This is a genomic window from Roseibium sp. (genome assembly GCF_965233565.1).
Classification (GTDB): domain Bacteria; phylum Pseudomonadota; class Alphaproteobacteria; order Rhizobiales; family Stappiaceae; genus Roseibium.
In genome coordinates, this window is sequence record NZ_OZ247494.1 from 2,060,467 (window position 1) to 2,082,144 (window position 21,678).

A 21,678-nucleotide genomic window follows, 5' to 3' on the forward strand; every position below is an offset into this window, starting at 1 on the left:
TCCATTTTAGTATTCATCATCATTGTTATAGCACATATCTATTTTGACGCACACATATGCTCACCTGTGTTCCGGGCGGCCTAGCCGCCCAGAAGTAACAGGGTGATGGAGGGGAACAGCACCAGAAGAACGACCCGGAGAATATCGGACGTGACGAACCACATCACGGCCTTGTAGGTCGCGGTCATCGGGGTCGTCGTGTCCATCGTGTTGATGATGAAGAGGTTCATGCCCACGGGTGGCGTGATCAGCCCGACCTCCACGACGATCAGCACGATAATACCGAACCAGATCGCGACATGTTCAGGGCTCATGCCGAAATCGAGCACGCTGATCACCGGGAAGAAGATCGGTATGGTCAGAAGGATCATCGACAGACTGTCCATCAGACAGCCGAAGGCGAGGTAGAACAGCAGGATCAGGGTCAGCACCATCCAGGGGCTGAGGCCCTGGCCGACAACCCAGCCGCTGAGTTCCTGCGGCAGCTGGCTGAGCGCCAGGAAGCTGTTGTAGAAGCCGGCCCCGAGGATGATGAAGAAGATCATCGCCGTGCTCATGGCGGTCTGGATGATGCTGTCGAGGAACATCTTCCAGGTGAGATTGCCCGATGCAAGGGCGATCACACCGGTACCGGCAGCGCCAACGGCCGCCCCTTCGGTCGGGGTGAACCAGCCGAGATAGATCCCGCCGACCACAAGACCGAACACCAGGAGCACCGGCCAGACATCGAGCATGGCCCTGATCCGCTCGGCATAGGGCACTGGCTCGCGCGTGCCGGCCGCGTCCGGATGCAGGCGGACATAGATCGAGATGGTGATCATGTAGCCGATGGCCGCCAGGATGCCCGGGATGAAAGCCGCCAGGAACAGCTTGGCGATGTTCTGTTCGGTCAGAATGGCGTAGATCACCAGGATGACGGACGGCGGAATGAGAATGCCGAGCGTGCCGCCGGCCGCCAGTGTTGCCGTCGAGAACCCGCCGGAATAACCGTAGCGGCGCAGCTCCGGCAGCGCGACCCGGCTCATGGTGGCGGCTGTCGCCAGCGAAGATCCGCAGATGGCACCGAAGCCGGCACACGCGCCGACTGCCGCCATGGCGACGCCGCCCTTGCGGTGGCCGAGCCAGCTTTCAGCCGCCTTGAACAGAGACGATGACATTCCCGAATGGGTCGCAAACTGGCCCATCAGCAGGAACATCGGAATGATGGTCAGCGAATAGCTGGAAAAGGTTGAGTAGGTCTCGCCTTTCAGCTTCGACAGGAACATGTTGGGCGTGCCGATCGCAAGCCACAGGCCGCCGAGGCCGCAGATCATCATGGCCAGGCCGATCGGCGCACGCAGGAAAATCAGAAGAAGCAGGATCGGAAAGGAATAGAAGCCGAGTTCGAGCGTGCTCAATGGACACCCTCCCCGCCTTCCGGCGACAAGCGCTTGCCCGTCACCAGATCAACGACGCGGGTAAACGCGCAATAGACAGCGACAACGGAGGCGACCAGGGCCGCGCCGAAGCTGAGCGCAAAGGCCCACCAGATCGGGAACTGTAAAATGAAGGTGGTTTCGTTGTAGCGCATCTTGTCTTCCATGCCGAGAAACAGACGCCAGGTGATCAGCAGGATCAGGGCGCTCAGGAGCACTTCCCAGACCGTTTCCAGCAACCGGTTCAGCCAGCGCGGAAAGACCGTGGAAAACACATCGACGGTGGCATGGCCGCGATGCAGCTGACAGATCGGCAGAAACGCGAAAATCGTGAAACTGACCCCGGCTTCGACCAGCTCGAAATCACCGAAGACCGGACCGACGCCGGTGGCAATCAGCGCGTTGGCGGCTGCATCGGAGATGGACTTCAGAAGATCCGAATGTCCCAGCGTGTTCAGGCCCCGCCCCAGCACGCTGACACAGGTCAGCGCAATCATCGCTGTGAGCACCAGACCGCCAAGGATCGCCATGAAACGTGCAAGGCGTTCCATCAGGGTGTGCAGCATGTCGGTAATCCAGTCAGAGAGTGTTCCCGGAAGATGTCTTCCGGGAACGTCTTATCAGACAGAAGGGTCAGTTGGCCATCAGTTCGGCAGCGCGGTCCTTCAGGGCCTTGCCGTCAATGCCTTTGCCGTCCATCTCGGCAACCCATTCGTCCGTGGTGGCTTGAGCAGCAGCTTTCCACTCGGCGACCTGCTCCGGCGTCAACGTGATGATGTTGTTGCCTTTTTCCACGGCAGCCGCACGCGGACCGGCATCGTCGGACTGCATCTGTTTGCCAGCGAACGCCGAGAAGTCTTCACCGGAATTGGCGTCGATGATGGCCTTCAGGTCGTCCGGCAGGCTGTCATACTTGTCCTTGTTCATCGCAAAGATGAAGGATGTCGTGTAGAGCGCGTCGCCGGGGAATTCGGTATGGTTGCCAACAAGCTCATTCACCTTCAAGGCACCGACAACTTCCCAGGGGATCACGGTCGCGTCGATCACGCCCTTGGACAAAGCTTCCGGAATAGCCGGGACCGGCAGACCGATCGGCGTCGCACCGAGATTGGAGAAGAGTTTGTTGGTGACCCGGGTCGGAGCCCGGAGCTTGACACCATTCAGATCGCTCAAGGAACTGATTGGCTTGCTGGAATGAATGACACCGGGACCATGGACCCACAGACCGAGCGGTTTGATCCGCGCAAAGTCCTGATCCATCATGGTTTCTTCAGCGAGCTTCCAGTAAGCGCGGGACATGGTTTCCGCATCGCCCATGGTGAAGGGCAACTCGAAGACTTCGGCGCGCGGGAAACGGCCCGGCGTATAACCGGCCACGGTCCACACGATATCGACCGCACCGTCAACCACCTGGTCGATCAGCTCCGGCGGCTTGCCGCCAAGCTGCATGGACGGGTAACGCTCGATCTTGATGCGGCCACCGGATTCCGCTTCGATCTTGTCCGCCCACGGGTAAAGCACGTTCTTCGGCACATTTGCCTGGGCCGGCAGGAACTGGTGCATGCGCAGCGTGACTTCCTGCGCGAAACTGGACGAGGCCGTGCCGGCCAGTGCGACAGCCGACACGGCGGCCGCAGCAGCCAGCTTGGCAATCGTCTTGTTCAAGTTGATCATGGTTTCCTCCCTGTTCGATCAACTCCAAAACCCGGCCGGCATCCTCTCCCCAACCAGGTCATGAAATAAAATAGTTATACTTTGTAACCTTGTTCAACCTTGGTGGACGGCTCTGCCAGGCATGCCGCCGCACGCAGCTTGGCATGTGCAAGCCACGACGAAAAGCCATTCCTGTGGCCTGAACCCCAAAGCATCACAAATCCCCTCCAATTTGGTCGGAGTGTGTGATGATTTTTTGCAGAAGGCAAGATATCGCGTGCGGCAACCTGTCCGAAACGTCAGGTTTCCGTGTTAGTCGGACGCGGTTCATCAAGGCGCTCATCGCGTTGCCTGCAAGGACACCGCAAGCGGATCCTGCTGGTCACAGTCGACGCTGACATGCTGAAAGTGCATCCGGTTCTCCCTGTCTTGGCCGATATTGAATGAACCAAAACAAGAAGTAAAATGAGAAATTAAGCCACTTAGTTTCCAAAACAGGAAATCAAAGTTCCGTTCTTCACGCTCATCCGCGAGCGAAAAACCGGCGGGCCCAGGCTACATGTGGCCCGCCGGTCAGGTCCGGCCTTATGCGGATTGGGAGGAAAGGGCCGGTGTGTCCGTGAGCTGCTCAAGGAGCCGCGCAACGGCCTCTGCGCCCGGATCATTGTGACCGGAGAGGCTGGCCTCCGAAACATAAGAGGCGCGGCCGGCTCTTGCGCGGGTGATCCGGGCCGTTGCATCCGCGCCCTGGCGGGCTTCTGCCGCTGCCGCTTCAATGCCATTCTCCAGCGCGTTCAGGGCCGGCAGCAGCGCATCGATCATGGTGCGGTCGCCCGGCTTCGCCCCGCCCACCTGCATGACCCGGTCCAACCCGGCATGAAGCGCACCGATGGCTCCGCGGCCGCTGGAAGACGCATCCCCTGCCGCGGCAAAGAAGATTGCCAGCAACACCCCGGACGAGCCTCCCATGGTCTGGCTGAGTTCCAGGCCAATGGCCCGGTAGAGCTGGGTCAGATCGGCCAGTGGCAGGCGATCCAGCGCCTGGATCAGGGCGCGCGCCGCTGTGGCCAGCGTGCTGCCCGTGTCGCCGTCGCCGGATTTCAGGTCAAGCGCGTTGAGGTCGTCCTCCGCAGCAATCAGGATGTTGCAGCAACGTTCGATGAAGGCGCGGGTTTCCGGATTTTTCGACGGCAGCGGCTGGATCGGGCTCAGCCCGTCCGGCAAGGGCCGCACGGCGACGGCACCAAGCGACAGACAGCCCGGCCACGCCCAGGGCGCGACCGGCGCCTGCAACAGCGCTTCTTCCGCCTTGTCGACCGGAAGCAAAGACACCGAAAACCCATGCATGTCGAGCGAAGTCATCATGGCCGCCGGTCCGATCACCCAGCGGATCTGACTGCCGATCCGCGACGTCGTCATCTCCTCCAGCAGAACGCTCATCTCCAGGGGAGTCGTCGAGCCGAGATTGTTGAGGATCGCCACATGCGGACCCGGCTTGAGATTGGGCGCAAGCCTTTCAACAACCATGGCCATGGCCGCCTTGGCGTTGGAGTATTCGACCTGCTCGATGCCGGCTTCGCCGTGAATGCCAAGGCCGAGTTCGGCCTTGCCCATGGCAATCCGGTCTTCCTTGGGCGCTCCCGGGATTGTGCAGGTGTCGAGCGACATGCCGATGGAAATTGCACCGCCAATCGCCTTCCTGGCCGCCGCCGTAATGGTGTCGAGATCGGCTCCCTGGTCGGCCAGAGCCCCGGCGATCTTGTGCACGAACAAAGTGCCGGCAACACCGCGTGCCTGCGGCAGGTCCGGCAGGGCAACATCGTCATCGACGATCACCATGTTGACCTTGAGACCGAAGGCACGGGCGCGTTCCGCCGCCAGGCCGAAATTGAGCCGGTCGCCGGTGTAGTTCTTGACGATCAGCAGACAACCTGCCTTGCCGGTCACCGCAAGAATGCCTGCCAGAACCGCATCGACGGAGGGCGAGGCAAAGACCTCGCCACACACTGCTGCCGTCAACATGCCCTGGCCGACAAACCCGGCATGGCTCGGTTCGTGACCGGACCCGCCTCCGGAAACGAGCGCCACCTTGGACTTGTCCCAGTCGGTTCTGACAACAACCTTGATATGCGGATAGCCATCGAGGCGCGCAAGCCGCCCGCCGGCGGTCCGCAACATGCCGTCAATCGCTTCGGTGACAAGAGTTTCCTTGGTGTTGATGAACTGTTTCATGTCCCGTCTCCTCAGGCAATTCTGGCGCCGCTGTCGTCAAAGAACAGCGGATTGCGTGGCTGGATGGCGAGCATGTCGCCGGGTTCAAGGGATGTGTGCGGCTCTGACAGGGTGACGATGTCGTGTCCGTCCAGTGACAGGTGCAGACGGGTCTGGTCGCCCAGATGTTCCACCCGCCGGACCTCGGACGGTTTGCCCTCCCCTTGCGCAATATGCTCCGGTCGCAGGCCGATCGATGTCGCGCCCGACGGCGCTCCTGCAAACAGGTCTGCGGGCAGAACATTGATGCGCGGCTGGCCGAGCCGGCCCGCCACATAAAGATTGACCGGGTCTTCATAGATCTCGCGCGGCGAGCCGAACTGCACCAGACGGCCATGATCGAGCACCCCGACATGGGTGGCCATGGTCATCGCCTCGATCTGGTCGTGGGTCACGTAGAGCAAGGTCGCCCCCAGGTTTTCCTGAATGCGTTTCAGCTCGATCCGCAGATCCGAGCGCAGCTTGGCATCGAGCGAACTGAGCGGCTCATCCATCAGGTAGATGGAGGGATCGCGCACAAGAGCCCGCCCGATGGAGACCCGCTGCATCTCGCCGCCGGACAGATTGGTCGCCTTGTTGTTGAGCTTGTGCGAGATCTTCAGGACCTCGGCGACTTCCTGCACCTTGCGATCGATCTCATCTGACGGCGTTTTCAAAAGCGGCGACTTCAACGGAAAGGCCAGATTGTCCTTCACGCTCAGATGCGGGTAGAGCGAATATTGCTGAAAGACCATGGCGACGTTTCGTTGCGCAGGTGTGTCCTGGACGACGGACCGGCCGGCGATGGTCACATCCCCTTTGTCCGGCTGTTCCAGTCCTGCTATCAGCCGCAGGATCGTTGTCTTGCCTGCTCCGGTCGGCCCCAGCAGCGTCACGAACGCGCCGTTCGGGATGGTCATGGTGACATCGTCGACGGCAAGCGTATCCCCGAATGCCTTGGAGAGATTGCCGAGCTTGACTTCAGACATGGGCCAGCACTCCCTCGTTGAGCTCGGACCGCAGCGCCCGGCCCAACTGGTTGTCGAACAGGGTGACGGTCGAACCGTTGAAATCAAGGCCGACAAACTCGCCCACCCGGACCGGCTGGTCGGAGGGGATCCGGGCCTTGAGCTCTCCATTGGCCGTCTTGAGCGTCACGATCTGGGTCGTACCCAGATATTCCGCCGCCAGGACTTCCCCACGATAGGTGCCGCTATCGGTCAGCGAAATGTGCTCGGGGCGAATGCCGAAAACGAGATCCCCCTCGAAGGGCTCGCGCAGCTGCGGCACCTTCAGGCTCTCATGTTGGATTTTCACCTCTGACGACCCGGCATGAACCTCGCCATGAAAACGCAGGAAGTTCATGGAGGGCGAGCCGATAAAGTCGGCAACGAACATGGTCGCCGGTTTGTCGTAAATGTCCTGCGGCGTGCCGAACTGCTCGATGACGCCATGATTCATAACGACGATCTTGTCGCCCATCTGCATGGCTTCCAGCTGGTCATGGGTGACATAGACCGTGGTTGCCCCCATCCGGTCGTGAAGCGCGCGCAGCTCTTCCGACATGTGTTCGCGGAACTCCGCATCAAGGGCACCCAGCGGCTCGTCCATCATGAAGGCCTTCGGGTCGCGCACGATGGCACGGCCGAGGGCAACCCGCTGGCGGTCCCCACCGGACAGGCCACCAACCGGCCGGTCGAGGATGTCGGTAATGCCAAGGATCTGCGCAACTTCGCCCACCTTCTCCTTGACCTGCTGTTTCGACATGCCCTGGCTGACCAGCGGATAGGAGATGTTCTTGCGTACATTCATGTGCGGATAGAGCGCGAACATCTGAAAGACGAAGGCAATGTCGCGCTTGCTCGCCGGATGTTGGCCGACCTCCTCGCCGTCGATGTAGATCTCGCCTGCGGTCGGCAGCTCCAGCCCGGCAATCATCCGCAAGGTGGTGGTCTTGCCACAGCCGGACGGGCCGAGCAGCATGAAGAACTCGCCGTCTTCGATCTTGAAGGAGGAGGACTGCACGGCAGTGAAGTCGCCGAACTCCTTCCTGAGGTTCCTGATCACGATCTCTGCCATGAAGGTCACTCCGGAAAGTGGCTGACGACGATGAACATCACCGTTCCCGTCAGCGTCACAATGAAGGAATAGGTGTAGGCCCAGAGAACCAGCGGCTGCATCAGCATGATCACGCCGACCGCGATCAGAATGGATGCCAGCATTTCCCAGGACCCGCGGCGGAAGCGCACAAGGCCATTGACGAACTCAGTCATTTGCGGACCGCTCCGAAGGTGATGCCACGCAGCAGATGCTTGCGCAGGAGAATGGTGAAGACCATGACCGGCACGAGGAAGAGGGTCGCGCCCGCCGCCACCGCCGGCCAGTCCTGGCCGCCGACACCGATGATGGTCGGGATGAAGGGCGGTGCGGTCTGGGCCGTGCCCGACGTCAGGAGCACCGCGAAGGCATATTCGTTCCACGAGAAGATCAGGCAGAAGATGGCTGTCGAGGCAATTCCGGTCGCCGCCTGGGGCAGCACCACCTTGTAGAAGGCCTGGAACCGGGTATAGCCGTCGATCAGCGCCGCCTCCTCGTATTCTCGCGGAATCTCGTCGATGAACCCTTTCAGGAGCCAGACCGCCAGCGAGATGTTCACCGCCGTATAGAGCAGGATCATGCCGAGATGGGTGTCCGACAGGCCGAGCGTCCTGAACATCAGGAAGATCGGGATGGCCACCGCGATCGGCGGCATCATCCTTGTCGACAGGATGAAGAACAGAAGATCGTCCTTGAGCGGCACCTTGAACCTGGAAAAGGCATAGGCGGCCAACGTCCCGAGAAACACCGACAGGAAGGTCGAGCCGAATCCGATGATCACCGAATTCAGGAACCGCTCGCCGTAGCGCGACGGGCCGGCAATGACCATGTCCCGGTTGCGCACGATCTCCTCATACCAGCTCGCCGGGGGTGGCAGGGCTTCAAGCTGTTCCGGGGACACCCGCGTGCGGGTGGTGAAGAGATTGACATAGCCTTCCAGCGAGGGCTCGAAGAGCACCTTGGGCGGATAGGCAATGGCGTCGACCGGCGACTTGAAGCCGGTGGTCAGGATCCAGACCAATGGCAGCAGGGTGATGACCGCGTAGACGATGACCAGGGACCCGGCGACCCATTTCTGCCGTGGGGACGGCTCGGTGATGGAGAAACTGCTCATCTTTCTTTCACCTTGTTGAGCGCCTTCACATAGATCGAGGCAAGGCCAAAGACGGTCACGAAGAGAATGATGGCGTAGGCTGAGGCATAGCCCGTGCGCCATTTTTCAAAGGCTTCGCGTTTGAGATTGATGGAGGTGAGTTCGGTGACGGAGCCCGGACCGCCGCCGGTCAGCTGCACCACCAGGTCGAACATCTTGAAGTTCTCGATGCCCCGGAACAGCACGGCCAGCATCAGGAAAGGCAGCACCATCGGCACCGTGATCGTCCAGAACTGACGCCACTTGCTCGCCCGGTCGATCTCGGCGGCCTCATAGATGTAGTCCGGGATCGATCGGAGGCCTGCGAGACAGATCAGCATCACGAAGGGCGTCCACATCCAGGTATCGACGATCACGATGGCCCAGGGCGCCAGTTTGACATCGCCGATCATCTGGAAGGAGGACGGGTCGATGCCGGTCAGGAACGAGATGCCGTAATTGAAGAGGCCGATCTGCGGCTGGTAGAGAAAGGTCCAGAAGTTGCCGACCACGGCGGGCGACAGCATCATCGGCAACACGATCAGCGTCGTCCAGAGATCGTTGCCCTTGAACTTGCGATTGATCAGCCAGGCCAGGGCAAAACCGATCAGCACCTGCAGCACGATTGTCCAGAACAGGAAATGCGCGGTCGCCTGCATGGTCAGCCAGATATCGCCGTCGGTCAGGATGCGCTCGTAATTGCGCAGACCGATATAGTCGACCTCACGATTGGGCCGGTTGGCCCGGAAGTTGGTGAAGCTCAGATTGATCGTCCAGATCAGCGGAAAGATGTTTACCGCCAGAAGCAGGAAGATTGTCGGCGCAACGAACAGCCAGGCAATCGTGCGATCCGAGAGACCCCTGATTTTTTTTGCGACCGAGGGCGGGGTCGCTTTTGCTACGTGGTCGATTGGTGTCACGGCCATGAGAAACTCTTGGAAAGGAAAGGTCAGGCGGAAGGCCCGCTTGCCAGCGGTTCACTCGGCGCCCGGATGCATGTCTCGCGCAGCCGGGCGGTGTGGTCGATGGGGCCTGTCGCCATGTGCGGTCCGGCGCATGGCCGGACCGCTGAGATGCATGCGGATGGTCAGAGCTTGCCTTCGTCCTCGAAGGTCTCCGTCCAGTCCTCGATCAGCTTGTCGAGGGCTTCCTTGGCGGTGCCCTGGTCGGCCACCACGTAGTCATGCAGGCGCTTCTGCATGGCCAGCAGCAGTTCGGCATAGGCCGGCTCCTGCCAGAAGTCCTTGACGTTATCCATCGCCAGCAGGAAATCGGAGGCGAACGGCGCGCTGTCCGGGAAGCTCGGATCGTTCAGCACGCTGACATGACAGGAATAGCCGCCGAGATCCCACCATTTTTTCTGGACGGAGGGCTGGGCAAACCACTTGATGTATTCAAGCGCCGCATCCTGCTTGTCGGAATAGGCCACCACGGAGATGCCCTGCCCGCCGAGCGTCGAGGCCTCGACATTCTGGCCCGGATTGACGAAGAAACCGATCTTGTCGCCACCGGTATCAGGATCCGCATAAAGGCCGGGGAAGAAGGCGAACCAGTTCATGGCCATTGCCACCTGACCGGATTTGAACGCGTCGAGCGACTGTTCCATGTAGCTGTCGGTATATCCGGGAGGCGTGCCGGTCTTGTAGAGCTCCTTGTAGAACTCCAGGCCCGCAACGGCTTCCGGCGAGTTCACCGCGCCTTCCATGTCGTATTTGCCCGGGGTCATCTCGTATTTGAAGCCGAATGGATACATGGAGCTGGTCGCGCCCATGGTGATGCCTTCCGAGCCGCGCTCGGTGAAGATGGCAGCGCCATAGCGGGTCTGACCGTCAATCTCGCGGCCCTGGAAGAACTGCGCAACCTCAAGCAATTCGGCCTGGGTCTTGGGCGGCGCCAGATCGCGGCCGTGCTTTTCCTTGAAGGCTGCCTGGATGTCAGGCATCTCGAACCAGTCCTTGCGATAGAACCAGCCATTGGCATCACCCATGGCGGGCAGCGCGTAATAGTTGGGCGTGCCTTTCGGCCAGGTGGAATAGGCATAGACTGTCGCCGGGGCGAAATCGTCCATGCTGATGCCTTCCTTGTCGAAGAAGTCGTTCAGCTTGACATAATGGCCGTTTTCCGCGCCGCCGCCGATCCACTGGCTGTCACCGATCAGGAGGTCACAGAGTTTGCCGCCGGAATTCAGCTCGTTGAGCATGCGGTCGGCAAAATTGGGCCAGGGCACAAATTCGAAGTTCATGGTGTGGCCGTATTCGGCCTCGAATTCCTTGGACAGTTCCACAAGGGCGTTGGCCGGATCCCAGGCCGCCCAGCACAGCGTCAGGTCATCAGCCTGCGCTTTGGAAACAGACAGTCCGCCGACCGCAAGAATAGCGGTGGCTGCGAGTAGTTGCGCAGTTTTCATGGGTGAAATCCTCCCGAAGTGATCGCGCACCGGCGCCTGCCGGGCAGCTGCACTCCTCCAAGTGCCCGGGCACGGTAATTGACATACGTATGTCACGTCAATGAAAAAACTGACATACGTCTTTCTTTTTGACGTCAAACAAGCGCACTGACCACCCTGAAGCGGCTTCAACACATTGATTTTGTTGCGTTTATTTTCCTGTTCTCAGGATCTGAGCCAAAACCTCAATAGAGGTTCTCGCGCATGATGATCTCGATGCGGATCTTTTCCTGCGCCTCAAAAATGTCGGTGTCATCGCATTTCGCCCGCAGAACCCTCAGGGCGCTGCGCACCAGATGACCGACATTCTGGGCAATGACCGCATCCAGCTCTCTGTCCTGAAGCGCCTGGCGCGTCACGGTGGTCAGGTCATGGGCGATAACCACAAGCTTGCCCGCCACGCCATGCGCCCGCAGCGCATCGAGCATCGCGGCATTGCCGGACCCCATGGAATAGACGGCCCTTGTTTCCGGATGCGCCTTCAGCGCGTGATGCAGGGTCTCGTGAATACGGTCCGGGTCATCGTGAAACTCGATCGTCGGCAAGGTCTGCAAATGCGGAAAGTCGCGTGACAGCACCTCATCAAGCCCGAACCGCCGCTCGATACTGTCGCGTGCCACCATAGAGTTTGTGGTCACGAGGATGCTGCCGGTTTCGTTGCGCAGAAATTTCCCAAGCAGGGCCCCCGCCGTCTTGCCGGCCGAAAAGTTGTCGATCCCTGCAAAATAATGGCATTTCGAGTTCGGAAGATCCGAAACCAGAGCCACGACATAAACGCCCGCGCTCTTGATATGTGAAATGGCGTCGCGCACCTGCGGCGTTTCGGGAACCATCATGGCAACGCCGTCCAGGGTTGAGAGATCGAGCGCCTTGAGCGCCTCGACAATGGCATGCGGATCCGCGGCATTGACCAGCAGAACGCTAACATCCGTCCTGTCGGCGAGCCGTGTGCCGGACGCCTCACCAACGGCCGCAACAATGGTCTCGACGAAGTGATTGCCACCTTCCGGAAGCACGAACACGAAGCGATACTGCCGCTGCTTGGCCAGATTGGCCGCATTGGTATCCCGCACATAGCCGAGTTTCTCGACCGCCGCCTTGACCCGCTCGGCATTCTTCGGCCGCACGTCGGCACGCCCGTTCAGCACCCTGTCGACGGTCGACAGACTGACCCCTGCTTCCCGCGCGATATCATGGACGGTTGGCTTTGCCATTACGCCTCCTTGAAAGCGCTACTGTCGGCAGCATTCTGACATACGTCAATCAAGTTGTATCCAACTCCTCGAATCCGAACTGGCTTTGTCCAACAAAGTCAGCTGCTTGCAGGTAAACAAGTCGAGCCTGACAGGGTTATACAGCACCGATTCGCAGAAAAGGTCATTCACTTAGCCGGGTCAAATCAAGAGAATGGTGGACGACCTTCTTGACAGTGACTTGTTGCCGCGACGCAATGTTAACTTTTGACGCTGTAAACGGTCCCGGCAGCACTGCTTGTAATTGTATTTACAAGAAGAGTTGCTACATAAGATGTGTTATTTTTAGGAAAATTCAGGAAGGGGCCCATGGCAGATTTCAATGTTCAAATCGAGAAATCGAAACAGGAAGTGGCTGCTGCGCAGCAGAAGATCAACGAGCTGACTTCGAAAATCGAATCCGCACGTGGAAAGCTGGAGGCCGGCCAGGACATCTCGATCGACATTGAAAACGCGACCCTGGACGACGTTCATGCGCATACCGAGCTGATGGGCGCCAATATCGCCGAGCTGATCATGGGGCTCGACGACGTCACCGCGAATTTCTCCAAGGACTTCGATGCCATGCGTTCGAAGACCGGCTGGGAGACCTTTATCGGCTTCTTCTCCAAGCAGCGCTCCGACAGCATTCGTCAGGAACGCATGCGCACCGCCAGCATCGACGACAAGCTGCAGGACCTGATTTCCAAGTCCAATGTCATCGGCCAGCTGCTGCAGGAACAGCTCAACACGCTGAACGAACACTCCAAGCGGGTGGAAACCAACCTGTCCGGCACGCTCGCCCAGCGGGAACAGACCGTCGGCACGCTGGAAGACATCAAGCAGAAGCTGGTCGCGATGGACCCGGACATCATCGCGCTGGAAAACAAGATTTCCATGGAAACCGACGCTGCCGCCCGGACCAAGCTGGAGAGCGAGCTGGCGGAACTCAATTCCGAATACAATCGTCTTGCGCAGGAAGAGCAGGTCAAGCTCGCCGAAAGCCAGACGCTGGAACGCTACATCGAGAAGGGCAAGACCTGGGTCGACAGCCTTCAGAACCAGGCGGCCACCCAGATGGTGCTGATCAACAAGCTGCAGACAGATACCAAGCAGCGCGTCGTTCTCTACGATGCCCTGGTCAAGTCGCTGAAAACGGCGCAGCAGCAGGATGTTGCCCACAAGATCAACGAGATCGGCGTGGCGACCGACAAGGAAGCCCAGTCAGCCATGGCCGCCATCGGCTCCGCCACCAACCAGCGCATGGCCGACATGATGGAAGCCCATGAGGACCACATGGTCTTTGCACGCAAGGTGCTGGAAGAAAAGGCCAAGTCGGACGAACGTTTTGCTCGCCGCTTCGAGAAGATCGTCGAGAAACACGACAAGAACGCCTACGGCGCCTGACACTTCGGTTCGGGAGCCTAAGCGTTGGATCTGACACTGGATCACAGAACCCTGGAAGAAGCGCATGAAACACGGCGCTACTTCGCCAAGTTCGAGCGGATCATCCATCACCTGAAGGGTGTCGCCGACAGCGTCGTCAATGAAAACACGGCGCTGGCAAGCGAGATCCCCATCCTGCAGCAATACCTGGCGGCCTTGTCCGGCACGTTCACGGCACTGTCCTACAAGTATCTGTTGGCGGGCCGCGTGTCCGAAATGATGCCGTCCCTGCTCAGCATCGACCGGCAGGACAGCGGATTTCCCGTCTACCAGGAACTGCTGCAGATGGCGAATGACGCCATGCAGGTGGACAACCACCTGCGCTCGCTGCCAGATATGCGCGGCCTCAAGCTGGCGATGATCAACCACATCCTGCGGGAACAGTCGGCACCGACCAACCTGCAATTTGCGGCCTCTCAGCGTCAGTATTACGAGGAGCTTGCCGGAAGCGAGCTGTTCTGGGCACGCAATGATCCCCGCCTCACCTGGACAGGTAATGTCACGGAAAGCCGTCGCAGATACCGGCTGCACTGGGCGGTCTATGACAGCCAGCAGAATATTCCGCTCATCTACATCATGGACGTCGAGGACAGCGGCAAACGCCCGCTTGCCAAGGACGAGCGCCGCTGGCCGCGGGTTCAAAGCCATCTGACGGCCCAATCCGCAGCGTCCCTTAAGCTGGTCACGATCGCGCGCGGCTTCGACCGGGATTTCGACGACTTGCACCCAAAGCGGCTGCGGCGCTTTTTTGTCGGGCCGATGTACAGCCACACCTTCACCCAGCAAACCGGCCCCTTGCGGGACGTGCTAGCGGAGGTCGACGGCCGCCCCGGGGAAGACTGGGCGCTTGCCTGGACCACGGAGACGCTGGTGTCTTCCGGCTCCGAATATGAAGCCTCTGGATTCTTCTCTTCCGTCGAACGGCAGATCTATGAGCTCGACCCTCTGGCAGCCGGCAGCGCCACCTCCTATGAAGTGGCCGGCCATACCCATCAGCAGCGGTCGCTGATCCTGCCACAGCGCCCCTACCAGATTCTGGCGGAACGCGATCCGCCCGGCTTTTCCCATATCCGCAAATACGCCGTTACGCCTGCGGGCAAAATTCTCAGCTACAAATAGGTTTCACGCGTGACCCTTTCCAACGACCTCATGGAACTGAAAGAAGACAAGATCCGCGAGAAATATCCACTCGCTGAAGCGATGCTGCAGGGCTTTGACCACACACCGCGCATTGCCAAGAAAAGCACACCCGATCGTGTGTCCTCCGAACGTTCGCCAGGGCTCGGCTCCCGCCGGCGCTTCCGCTCAACCACCCCGGGCCTGGTCACACGCTCCACGGCACGACCGGAAGGCGTACAGCTTTCAGAGCGTATTCTGGAAAGCGACGACGACGCGCTGACCACGCCGCTGCAGGCGAGCCTGCTCCGCACCCTGCGCCGTGCCTTGTCGGTCGCCCAGGTGACGTCTGACCAGTTTGCCGACCAGTCCGGATTGTCAGACCTCAAACGGGCCAATCTGGCCGGGACCCTCGATGCCTCCCAGAAGCTGCGGTTCGAAAAGCTGCTCAATGCCAGCGCACTGATTTCCCTTCATGTTTTTGCCAACATGACGGATTTTCTGGTGTCCGGCCTGTCGGCCGACGAGGGCGAAGCGGAAATCCAGTGCGGCGATGTCGAGGAAATCCTGATCGACAATGACCAGCTCGCCCTGCACGGAACGCTCTGGGAACTGGATCAGGAGATCGCCGCTGCCGGCGTTGACACGGATGCCAAGCTGATCGCACTTGTCACGTCCTTCTGCGAGCAGCTGATGGAAAAGGTGACCCTGCGCGCCGAAGGGCTCAACGAGCTTACCCCCTTCTCTGAAGCGCAATACAGGGTCGAGGCCGACAATTTCGAGATCGCCGGCTTCACGCCGTCGGCCCATGCGCGTTCGACCACGCTGACCATGGCCTTCAAGAAACCGGAAGAAGTGGTCGGCAACCATATCGCCAAATACCAGGCCATGAAGCTTGCCAAGATGCTGATGGCCTATGATTTCGAGCGCAAGCTGAACCCGTTTGCCGAACTTGGCGGTTTCATCTTCACCTTCATGGGTGACGGCAAGCCGGGCACCGGCAAGACCACGCTGATCCAGATGATGGCTGGCATGATCAACGACTATTGCCAGGTCGCCGGCTATCCGTTCCGCTACCAGAACCTGTCGACCGACAGCATCGACAGTTACCAGGGCAAATCGGCACAGAACGCCAAGGCCTTCATTCGCAACGTTATCGACCCGAATGTCATCGGCTTCGGCACCATCGACGACATCGATCAGCTGGCCGGCAAACGCGGAGACCGCCAGTCCTCCGCCGGACAGCTGGAAATCACCGCCGTCCTGATGGAAAGCTTCGCCGGGGCCAACACGGTGGTGCGCGGCAACTGCACCTTCGGCATGTTTTCCAACTATCCGGAAAATGTCGACGACGCGCTGCGCCAGCGGGCGGGTGCCCGTTTCCTGGTCGACGGGCCGCAGACCCGCGAAGACTATATCGACATCCTGCATCTCCTGATGGGCAAGAACCATTCGATTCCCGTCGGCGAGCACGAGCTGTTTGAGGCGCAGGCGATCAAGAAGGCCGTTGCCGCCTCCTACGACAAGCACTCCCGTCCCCAGGAAGACGCGCTAGTGAAGGTCTTCGACAAGGTGCAGGCAGATATTGGCGGTCTCGACACGATCGCCAAGCTGGGCGCTTACCTGAAAGGCATCCAGGAAGCGGACGAGCGTTTCACCGGCCGTGCGATCAAGAACATCACGGACGCCATCAAGGTGCGCGCGATGGACTTCGAGCTGCCCGACGAGTGGATGGAAAATCCGGACCTGTTCCTGTTCAAGGACTACGACACCAAGAAATCCATGATCGCCGACCTCGCCCAGCCGATCACGGTGGAGATGGTCATTCAGGAGATCAACCGCTACGCCGACAGCGAGTTCCGTTATGCGGACAAGTCCGACGAGGTGGCGATTGAAAACGCGGTCCGCGAGATGCAGCGCATGGAGGAGGCCAAGCGCCGCTACATGGAAGCCAACCGCCCATGATGCGCCTCGTCAAACATGGACTGATGTATGGCAACCTGATCGAGGTGACGTCTCCGTCCATGGTTGCCCGCTACAATCGGGCCCTGGAACACCTGACCGGCAAGCAAACGACGCTCCAGGAATTCCACATCGACATTTCGGGCTATTCACCGGAGATCGGGGATGAGCTTGGCGACGAACATTATCTGAACCCGAACGGTTCCAACCGCCAGTTCATACTTCTGACTGTCGAACAGAAGACCGCACCGCTGCTCAATGCCCGGTTTTCGACGTCCCGAAAGATCCTGCGCCGTTTCATCGACGACAACGAGGAACAGCTCTTTGCACTTTCCATTCGTGACAGCATCGTCGGCGAGCTGATCAACTCCGTCTATTCACTGAGGTCTCCTAGGGATCTCTTCGACATCCGCACTATTGAAATCGAGGCGGACACGGTCGGTGGCCATGCCGAGGCCGGCGAGGATCTCGGGGACCTGATCGAACGCTTCATGAAGGAGCCGGACGGCTGGTGGGACGACGTGCTCATCGCCGAGATGATCGAGCTGTCCAAACAGACCGGCGACATCATCCGCACGCCGCTCACGCTGCAAAATGTCCGTTACCAGCAGCAGAACTTCTACACCTCGCATTATGGCGGGCTTTATGTGTTCCGGGACGTTAAGAACTCGGCCGTGATTGCCCCGTCGGACATGGACATCGTCGTCGACTTGCCCGTCAATGAAGTGCTGACCCTCGAAGACCGTCAGTCGATTGCCGAGTTTCTGTACCGGAATGCTCTGGTTGAGCCGATCTACGAGGCCTGCGGAGAACGCGCGGCCAACATTTTGAAACAGAAACTCGATTTCATTGTCATTGACGCCGCAGCTGGCCAGGGCGAGGACCTGAGTGACGTCACCCGGCGCGACCTGCGGGTCCTGAAGCGAAAATATCACCAGGACCTTCCACCCGAATATCACGCGCTCGACCGGGCGGTCCGAACGCTTGGCCGCGGCGGTGGCAACGGCTGGCCATCGGTCGACAATCCCGCCTATTTTTACCTGCTGCGGTCCCGCAATCACCGCGACCGGGATCTGGTGAACATGTTGCTGGCAGACCTGACAAAACTGGACTTCCGACAGCTGTTCATTTGCCACAAGGATGCGTTTTACGCCCACTACGCAACCTGGTCCGACACCAAGAAGACCTATGCTGCCAATTTCCTGGCCGAGGAATATCTCGTCGACAAGGTCGGCACCCGTTTGGAACTGTTCGGACCGGAACCCGGCATGGAAGAAGACGAAGTCGAGGACTACGGTTTCGGCCGCAATCGCGGGCCCTGGGGCGCCGTACCGCAAGATGAGGACGAGGACCGAGCGCGATGAAATATCTTAAATGGATCATCGGCATTCCGCTGCTCATCGTGGTCGTTGCCTTCCTGCATTACACGCTGCCTGGCCGTGATGTCGTGCGCATCGTCGGCACCGACGTCAAACGCATGGATATCGGCTCCTCGTCCCTGTTCTGGGCCGCTCCCGATGCGGGCACCAACCCGAACTGGACCCGCGATGTACGCTTCATCAACACGGTCTGGCCGGACGGAGACCCCCGGGTCTATCGCAACGAGGACACTGATTGGGGCTGGCCGCCCTATTTCAAGTTCGACAGCAGCAACGTCACGGCCCAGGCGCAGGATCTTGCCAAGAAGGAAGGCGACGTCTGGGTGGCCGTCACCCATTATGGCTGGCGGATCAAGCTGTTCACGATCTTTCCGAACGTCATCAACATCGAGGTGGTCGAAGGTCCGGACACGTTGCTGATCCCCTGGTTCAACATCCTGTTCATCCTGGTGCTCGCCGCGCTTGGCATGCTGGTCCTGAAAACCGTGAATGCCTTCAAGAAACGACGGATCGATCCGGTTGTCGACAGCATCGACGGCTTCATGGACGATGTCGGCGACAATGCGGAACAGGCGCGCGCTCATGCCTCCAAACGGGCAAGCGAAGCCACCAGCGGTTTCCGGCGCTGGCTGAAGCGCTGGTTCGGCTGAGCCAGGCAGCGGAAACGCAGAACGCGCTGCCACAAAATTCGAGCTTATCCGGAAAGGGACCCGCGGGACCCTTTCCACGGATTGCCCGCCCTTGCCTGAATACGTGACCGATCCCCGGAGACAGCGCTAGAGCGCTTCCTCAGATGAGGGCTTTGTTTGCGGCCCCTCCCCCACTGGCACCCAGTTCTCCAGCTCACGACGGCAACGTCACACAGCTGATCGTCTCGCCCTTCTCCATCGACCTCCCACGGCGGCGACCTTGACCGGCCCGGCGGAAAGTTTCTAATGTAAACAAATAACTTTACTCGCGGAAAGTTTGCAATTCACCTGAATCAACAGGCAATTGCACCAAGAATGACAACAATGCGGCTCACGCCAGGACGACCAGATGACGGATCGAAAAATCAGAAACATGGAAGAGTTTGCCTCTGTCAGCGGCATCTCCAGGCCGACCGTCTCCAAGTATTTCAACGACCCCGACAGCGTCCGGCAGTCGACCCGCGAACGCATCGAGCAGGCCCTGGAACGTTATGATTTCCGACCGAATATCTATGCCATCAACCAGAACCGCCGCCTGACCAAGAATATTGGCATCGTGGTGCCGTATCTTGCCGATCCGTTTTTCGCCGAGATCGCCCGCAACATCGAGCGGCGCTGCATCGAGGCCGGGTTCTGGCCCACCCTGTTCAGTTCCCACGGCGAGCAGGAACAGGAAAACGACATACTCTCAAGCCTGCGCTCGCTGAAACCGGCCGGTGTGCTTCTGGCCCCGCTTGGCCGGGCCTCGGACCGGTCCGTGATCGAGAAATTCTGCAAGGATGTGCCGACCGTTCTTTTCGACAGCAACATTGAAGGCATTGGCGAGGCCTTTGTCGGTTCGGACAATTTCAGCTTTGTCTCGCAGACCGTCGAATATCTCACCAGATCAGGCGAACCGCCGTGTTTTTTCGAGATGAGCACACCTGCCAACCCGAATGCCAACAAGCGCCGCGCGGCTTACCTGAAGGTGATGGAAGAGCTCGGCCACGAACCCCATGTCGTCAAGGTCGAGGGCGAAGGCTGGGCATTCGAGGACATCGGCCGAAAGGGCGCCTTGCGTATTCTCGACGTGCACGGCTTTCCGACCGACACCATCCTTTGCAGCAACGACCGCCTGGCCATCGGCCTTCTGTCCGCCTGTTATGAAAAGGGCTTCCGGGTGGGCCGCGGCGAAGGCTGTGCCCTCAGGGTCGCCTCCCACGACGATCACCCCTTTTCGCGCTTCACCTGCCCGTCGCTGACGACCGCCGCACATGACTACGATTCCGTTGCCGACCATGCATTCCGGACTTTGCAGGATCTGATCGAGGCGGGAGGCACCTTCCAGAATCGGCAGGAAACCCTGTTTGCAGCGCGACTTGTGTTACGCGCGTCCGCCTAAAATTTTGCGCGCGTAAAATTTTTCTTGACGCCAGATAATTTTTACCTCAGGCTTTGATCAACATCCAAGCCAGGGAGGACATAGGATGTCATTGAAGAACGCATTACGTGCGGTCACCGCACTTACCTTGATTTCTGCAACCTCAGCCGCCTATGCGGAAACGCTGACCATTGCGACCGTGAACAACGGCGACATGATCCGCATGCAGGGCCTGACGGAAGACTTCACCGCAAAGACCGGCCACACGGTCGAGTGGGTCACACTGGAAGAAAACGTGCTGCGTCAGCGCGTCACCCAGGACATTGCCGCCAAGGGCGGTCAGTTCGACGTCATGACCATCGGCATGTACGAGACCCCGATCTGGGCAGCCAATGAATGGCTCGTGTCTCTCGACGATCTGCCGGCAAGCTACGACGCCGATGACATCCTGCCGGCCATGCGCGCCGGTCTCAGTCACAGTGGCAGCCTTTTCGCGGCTCCGTTCTACGGCGAAAGCTCCATGATCATGTATCGCACGGATCTCATGGAAAAAGCCGGCGTCACGATGCCGGATGCCCCGACCTGGAGCGACGTCGAGGCTGCGGCCAAGGCCATGACCGACAAGGATAACGAAATCTACGGCGTCTGCCTGCGCGGCAAGGCCGGCTGGGGTGAGAACATGGCGTTCATCACCACCGTTGCCAACTCCTTCGGCGCACGCTGGTTCGATGAGAACTGGAAGCCGCAGCTGGATACCCCGCAGTGGAAGGACGCCGTGTCCTTCTATTATAACCTTCTGGAAAACTACGGTCCTCCAGGCGCCTCCACCAACGGCTTCAACGAGAACCTGGCGCTGTTCCAGCAGGGCAAGTGCGGCATGTGGATCGACGCCACCGTGGCGGCGTCCTTCGTGACCAACCCGAACGACTCCACCGTGGCGGACAAGGTTGGCTTCGCACTGGCGCCGAACAAGGAAGGGGTCGACAAGCGGGCCAACTGGCTCTGGGCCTGGGCGCTTGCCATTCCGGCCGGCACCCAGAAAGAGGCAGCTGCCAAACAGTTCATCGAATGGGCGACCTCCAAGGAATACATCGAACTGGTCGCGTCCAAGGAAGGCTGGGCCAACGTGCCCCCGGGCGCCCGTACGTCTCTTTACGAGAACCCGGAGTATCAGAAGGTTCCGTTCGCCAAGATGACGCTTGAAAGCATCAACGCGGCCAACCCGGACAGCCCGACCGTCGAGCCGGTTCCCTATGTCGGCATCCAGTATGTCGCCATCCCGGAATGGGCAGGCATCGGCACCGCGGCGGGTCAGGAATTCTCGGCAATGGTGGCTGGTCAGCAGAGCGTTGACGAAGCCCTGGCAAAAGCCCAGGCGCTGACCGCCGAGGAAATGGAAGCCGCCGGCTACTAAGGGTTTCCTCCCCTTAACTGGGAGGGTGGAACCAGTCCACCCTCCCTTTTTAATTCTCCTTCGACAAGCACCCCCATCACTCCCTCG

Annotated in this window: 18 protein-coding genes; 7 read left to right on the forward strand and 11 right to left on the reverse strand. The window is 59.7% G+C overall.

All coding sequences use genetic code 11. The features are described from left to right. Positions 1-80 precede the first annotated feature (80 nt). From ACO6TG_RS09500 to ACO6TG_RS09550, 11 genes are all read right to left on the reverse strand, one after another. Positions 81-1,397 carry a TRAP transporter large permease gene (locus ACO6TG_RS09500; protein ID WP_422377956.1) on the reverse strand — a complete coding sequence of 439 codons (1,317 nt, stop codon included), beginning with the start codon at positions 1,395-1,397 and terminating at the stop codon, positions 81-83. After that, positions 1,394-1,981, reverse strand: coding sequence for a TRAP transporter small permease (locus tag ACO6TG_RS09505; protein ID WP_422377957.1), 588 nt, complete (start codon positions 1,979-1,981; stop codon positions 1,394-1,396). Before ACO6TG_RS09505 ends, ACO6TG_RS09500 begins: the two co-directional genes overlap by 4 nt. Positions 1,982-2,048: 67 nt before the next feature. Further along, positions 2,049-3,089, reverse strand: a complete 1,041-nt coding sequence (locus ACO6TG_RS09510) for a TRAP transporter substrate-binding protein (protein WP_422377958.1) — start codon at positions 3,087-3,089, stop codon at positions 2,049-2,051. A 564-nt stretch (positions 3,090-3,653) separates the two neighbouring features. Beyond that, a complete protein-coding gene (locus ACO6TG_RS09515; protein ID WP_422377959.1) occupies positions 3,654-5,300 on the reverse strand; it encodes a dihydroxyacetone kinase subunit DhaK in 1,647 nt (548 codons plus the stop codon). A gap of 11 nt (positions 5,301-5,311) precedes the next feature. Next, on the reverse strand, positions 5,312-6,307 hold the full coding sequence (locus ACO6TG_RS09520) for an ABC transporter ATP-binding protein (protein WP_422377960.1): 996 nt from the start codon (positions 6,305-6,307) through the stop codon (positions 5,312-5,314). Beyond that, a complete protein-coding gene (locus ACO6TG_RS09525; protein ID WP_422377961.1) occupies positions 6,300-7,397 on the reverse strand; it encodes an ABC transporter ATP-binding protein in 1,098 nt (365 codons plus the stop codon). Before ACO6TG_RS09525 ends, ACO6TG_RS09520 begins: the two co-directional genes overlap by 8 nt. 5 nt (positions 7,398-7,402) lie before the next feature. After that, positions 7,403-7,591: a hypothetical protein gene (locus ACO6TG_RS09530; RefSeq protein WP_094072183.1), complete on the reverse strand. Its 189-nt coding sequence runs from the start codon at positions 7,589-7,591 to the stop codon at positions 7,403-7,405. After that, a complete protein-coding gene (locus ACO6TG_RS09535; RefSeq protein ID WP_422377962.1) occupies positions 7,588-8,529 on the reverse strand; it encodes a carbohydrate ABC transporter permease in 942 nt (313 codons plus the stop codon). The genes ACO6TG_RS09530 and ACO6TG_RS09535 overlap by 4 nt, the downstream gene beginning before the upstream one ends. Further along, positions 8,526-9,473 carry a carbohydrate ABC transporter permease gene (locus ACO6TG_RS09540; RefSeq protein WP_094072185.1) on the reverse strand — a complete coding sequence of 316 codons (948 nt, stop codon included), beginning with the start codon at positions 9,471-9,473 and terminating at the stop codon, positions 8,526-8,528. Before ACO6TG_RS09540 ends, ACO6TG_RS09535 begins: the two co-directional genes overlap by 4 nt. A gap of 161 nt (positions 9,474-9,634) precedes the next feature. Further along, positions 9,635-10,954, reverse strand: a complete 1,320-nt coding sequence (locus ACO6TG_RS09545; protein ID WP_094072186.1) for an ABC transporter substrate-binding protein — start codon at positions 10,952-10,954, stop codon at positions 9,635-9,637. Between the two features lie 224 nt (positions 10,955-11,178). Then, positions 11,179-12,207 (reverse strand): LacI family DNA-binding transcriptional regulator, encoded by a 1,029-nt coding sequence (locus ACO6TG_RS09550; RefSeq protein WP_422377963.1) that lies wholly within the window; start codon positions 12,205-12,207, stop codon positions 11,179-11,181. 348 nt (positions 12,208-12,555) lie between these two features. On the opposite strand from ACO6TG_RS09550, the gene ACO6TG_RS09555 reads away from it, so the two are divergent. From ACO6TG_RS09555 to ACO6TG_RS09585, 7 genes are all read left to right on the forward strand, one after another. Further along, on the forward strand, positions 12,556-13,632 hold the full coding sequence (locus ACO6TG_RS09555; protein ID WP_094072188.1) for a hypothetical protein: 1,077 nt from the start codon (positions 12,556-12,558) through the stop codon (positions 13,630-13,632). Positions 13,633-13,656: 24 nt separating this feature from the next. After that, positions 13,657-14,790 carry a hypothetical protein gene (locus tag ACO6TG_RS09560; protein WP_094072189.1) on the forward strand — a complete coding sequence of 378 codons (1,134 nt, stop codon included), beginning with the start codon at positions 13,657-13,659 and terminating at the stop codon, positions 14,788-14,790. Between the two features lie 9 nt (positions 14,791-14,799). After that, entirely contained in the window at positions 14,800-16,752 is a 1,953-nt protein-coding gene (locus tag ACO6TG_RS09565; protein ID WP_422377964.1) for an ATP-binding protein, read from the forward strand. Further along, on the forward strand, positions 16,749-18,113 hold the full coding sequence (locus ACO6TG_RS09570; RefSeq protein WP_422377965.1) for a DUF6638 family protein: 1,365 nt from the start codon (positions 16,749-16,751) through the stop codon (positions 18,111-18,113). The genes ACO6TG_RS09565 and ACO6TG_RS09570 overlap by 4 nt, the downstream gene beginning before the upstream one ends. After that, entirely contained in the window at positions 18,110-18,778 is a 669-nt protein-coding gene (locus ACO6TG_RS09575) for a DUF1523 family protein (RefSeq protein ID WP_422377966.1), read from the forward strand. Before ACO6TG_RS09570 ends, ACO6TG_RS09575 begins: the two co-directional genes overlap by 4 nt. Before the next feature lie 388 nt (positions 18,779-19,166). Beyond that, positions 19,167-20,198 (forward strand): LacI family DNA-binding transcriptional regulator, encoded by a 1,032-nt coding sequence (locus ACO6TG_RS09580; RefSeq protein ID WP_422377967.1) that lies wholly within the window; start codon positions 19,167-19,169, stop codon positions 20,196-20,198. 85 nt (positions 20,199-20,283) lie between these two features. After that, the gene (locus tag ACO6TG_RS09585) at positions 20,284-21,591 is read left to right on the forward strand and encodes an ABC transporter substrate-binding protein (RefSeq protein WP_422377968.1); all 1,308 of its coding nucleotides are present in this window, start codon (positions 20,284-20,286) and stop codon (positions 21,589-21,591) included. Positions 21,592-21,678: the final 87 nt, after the last annotated feature.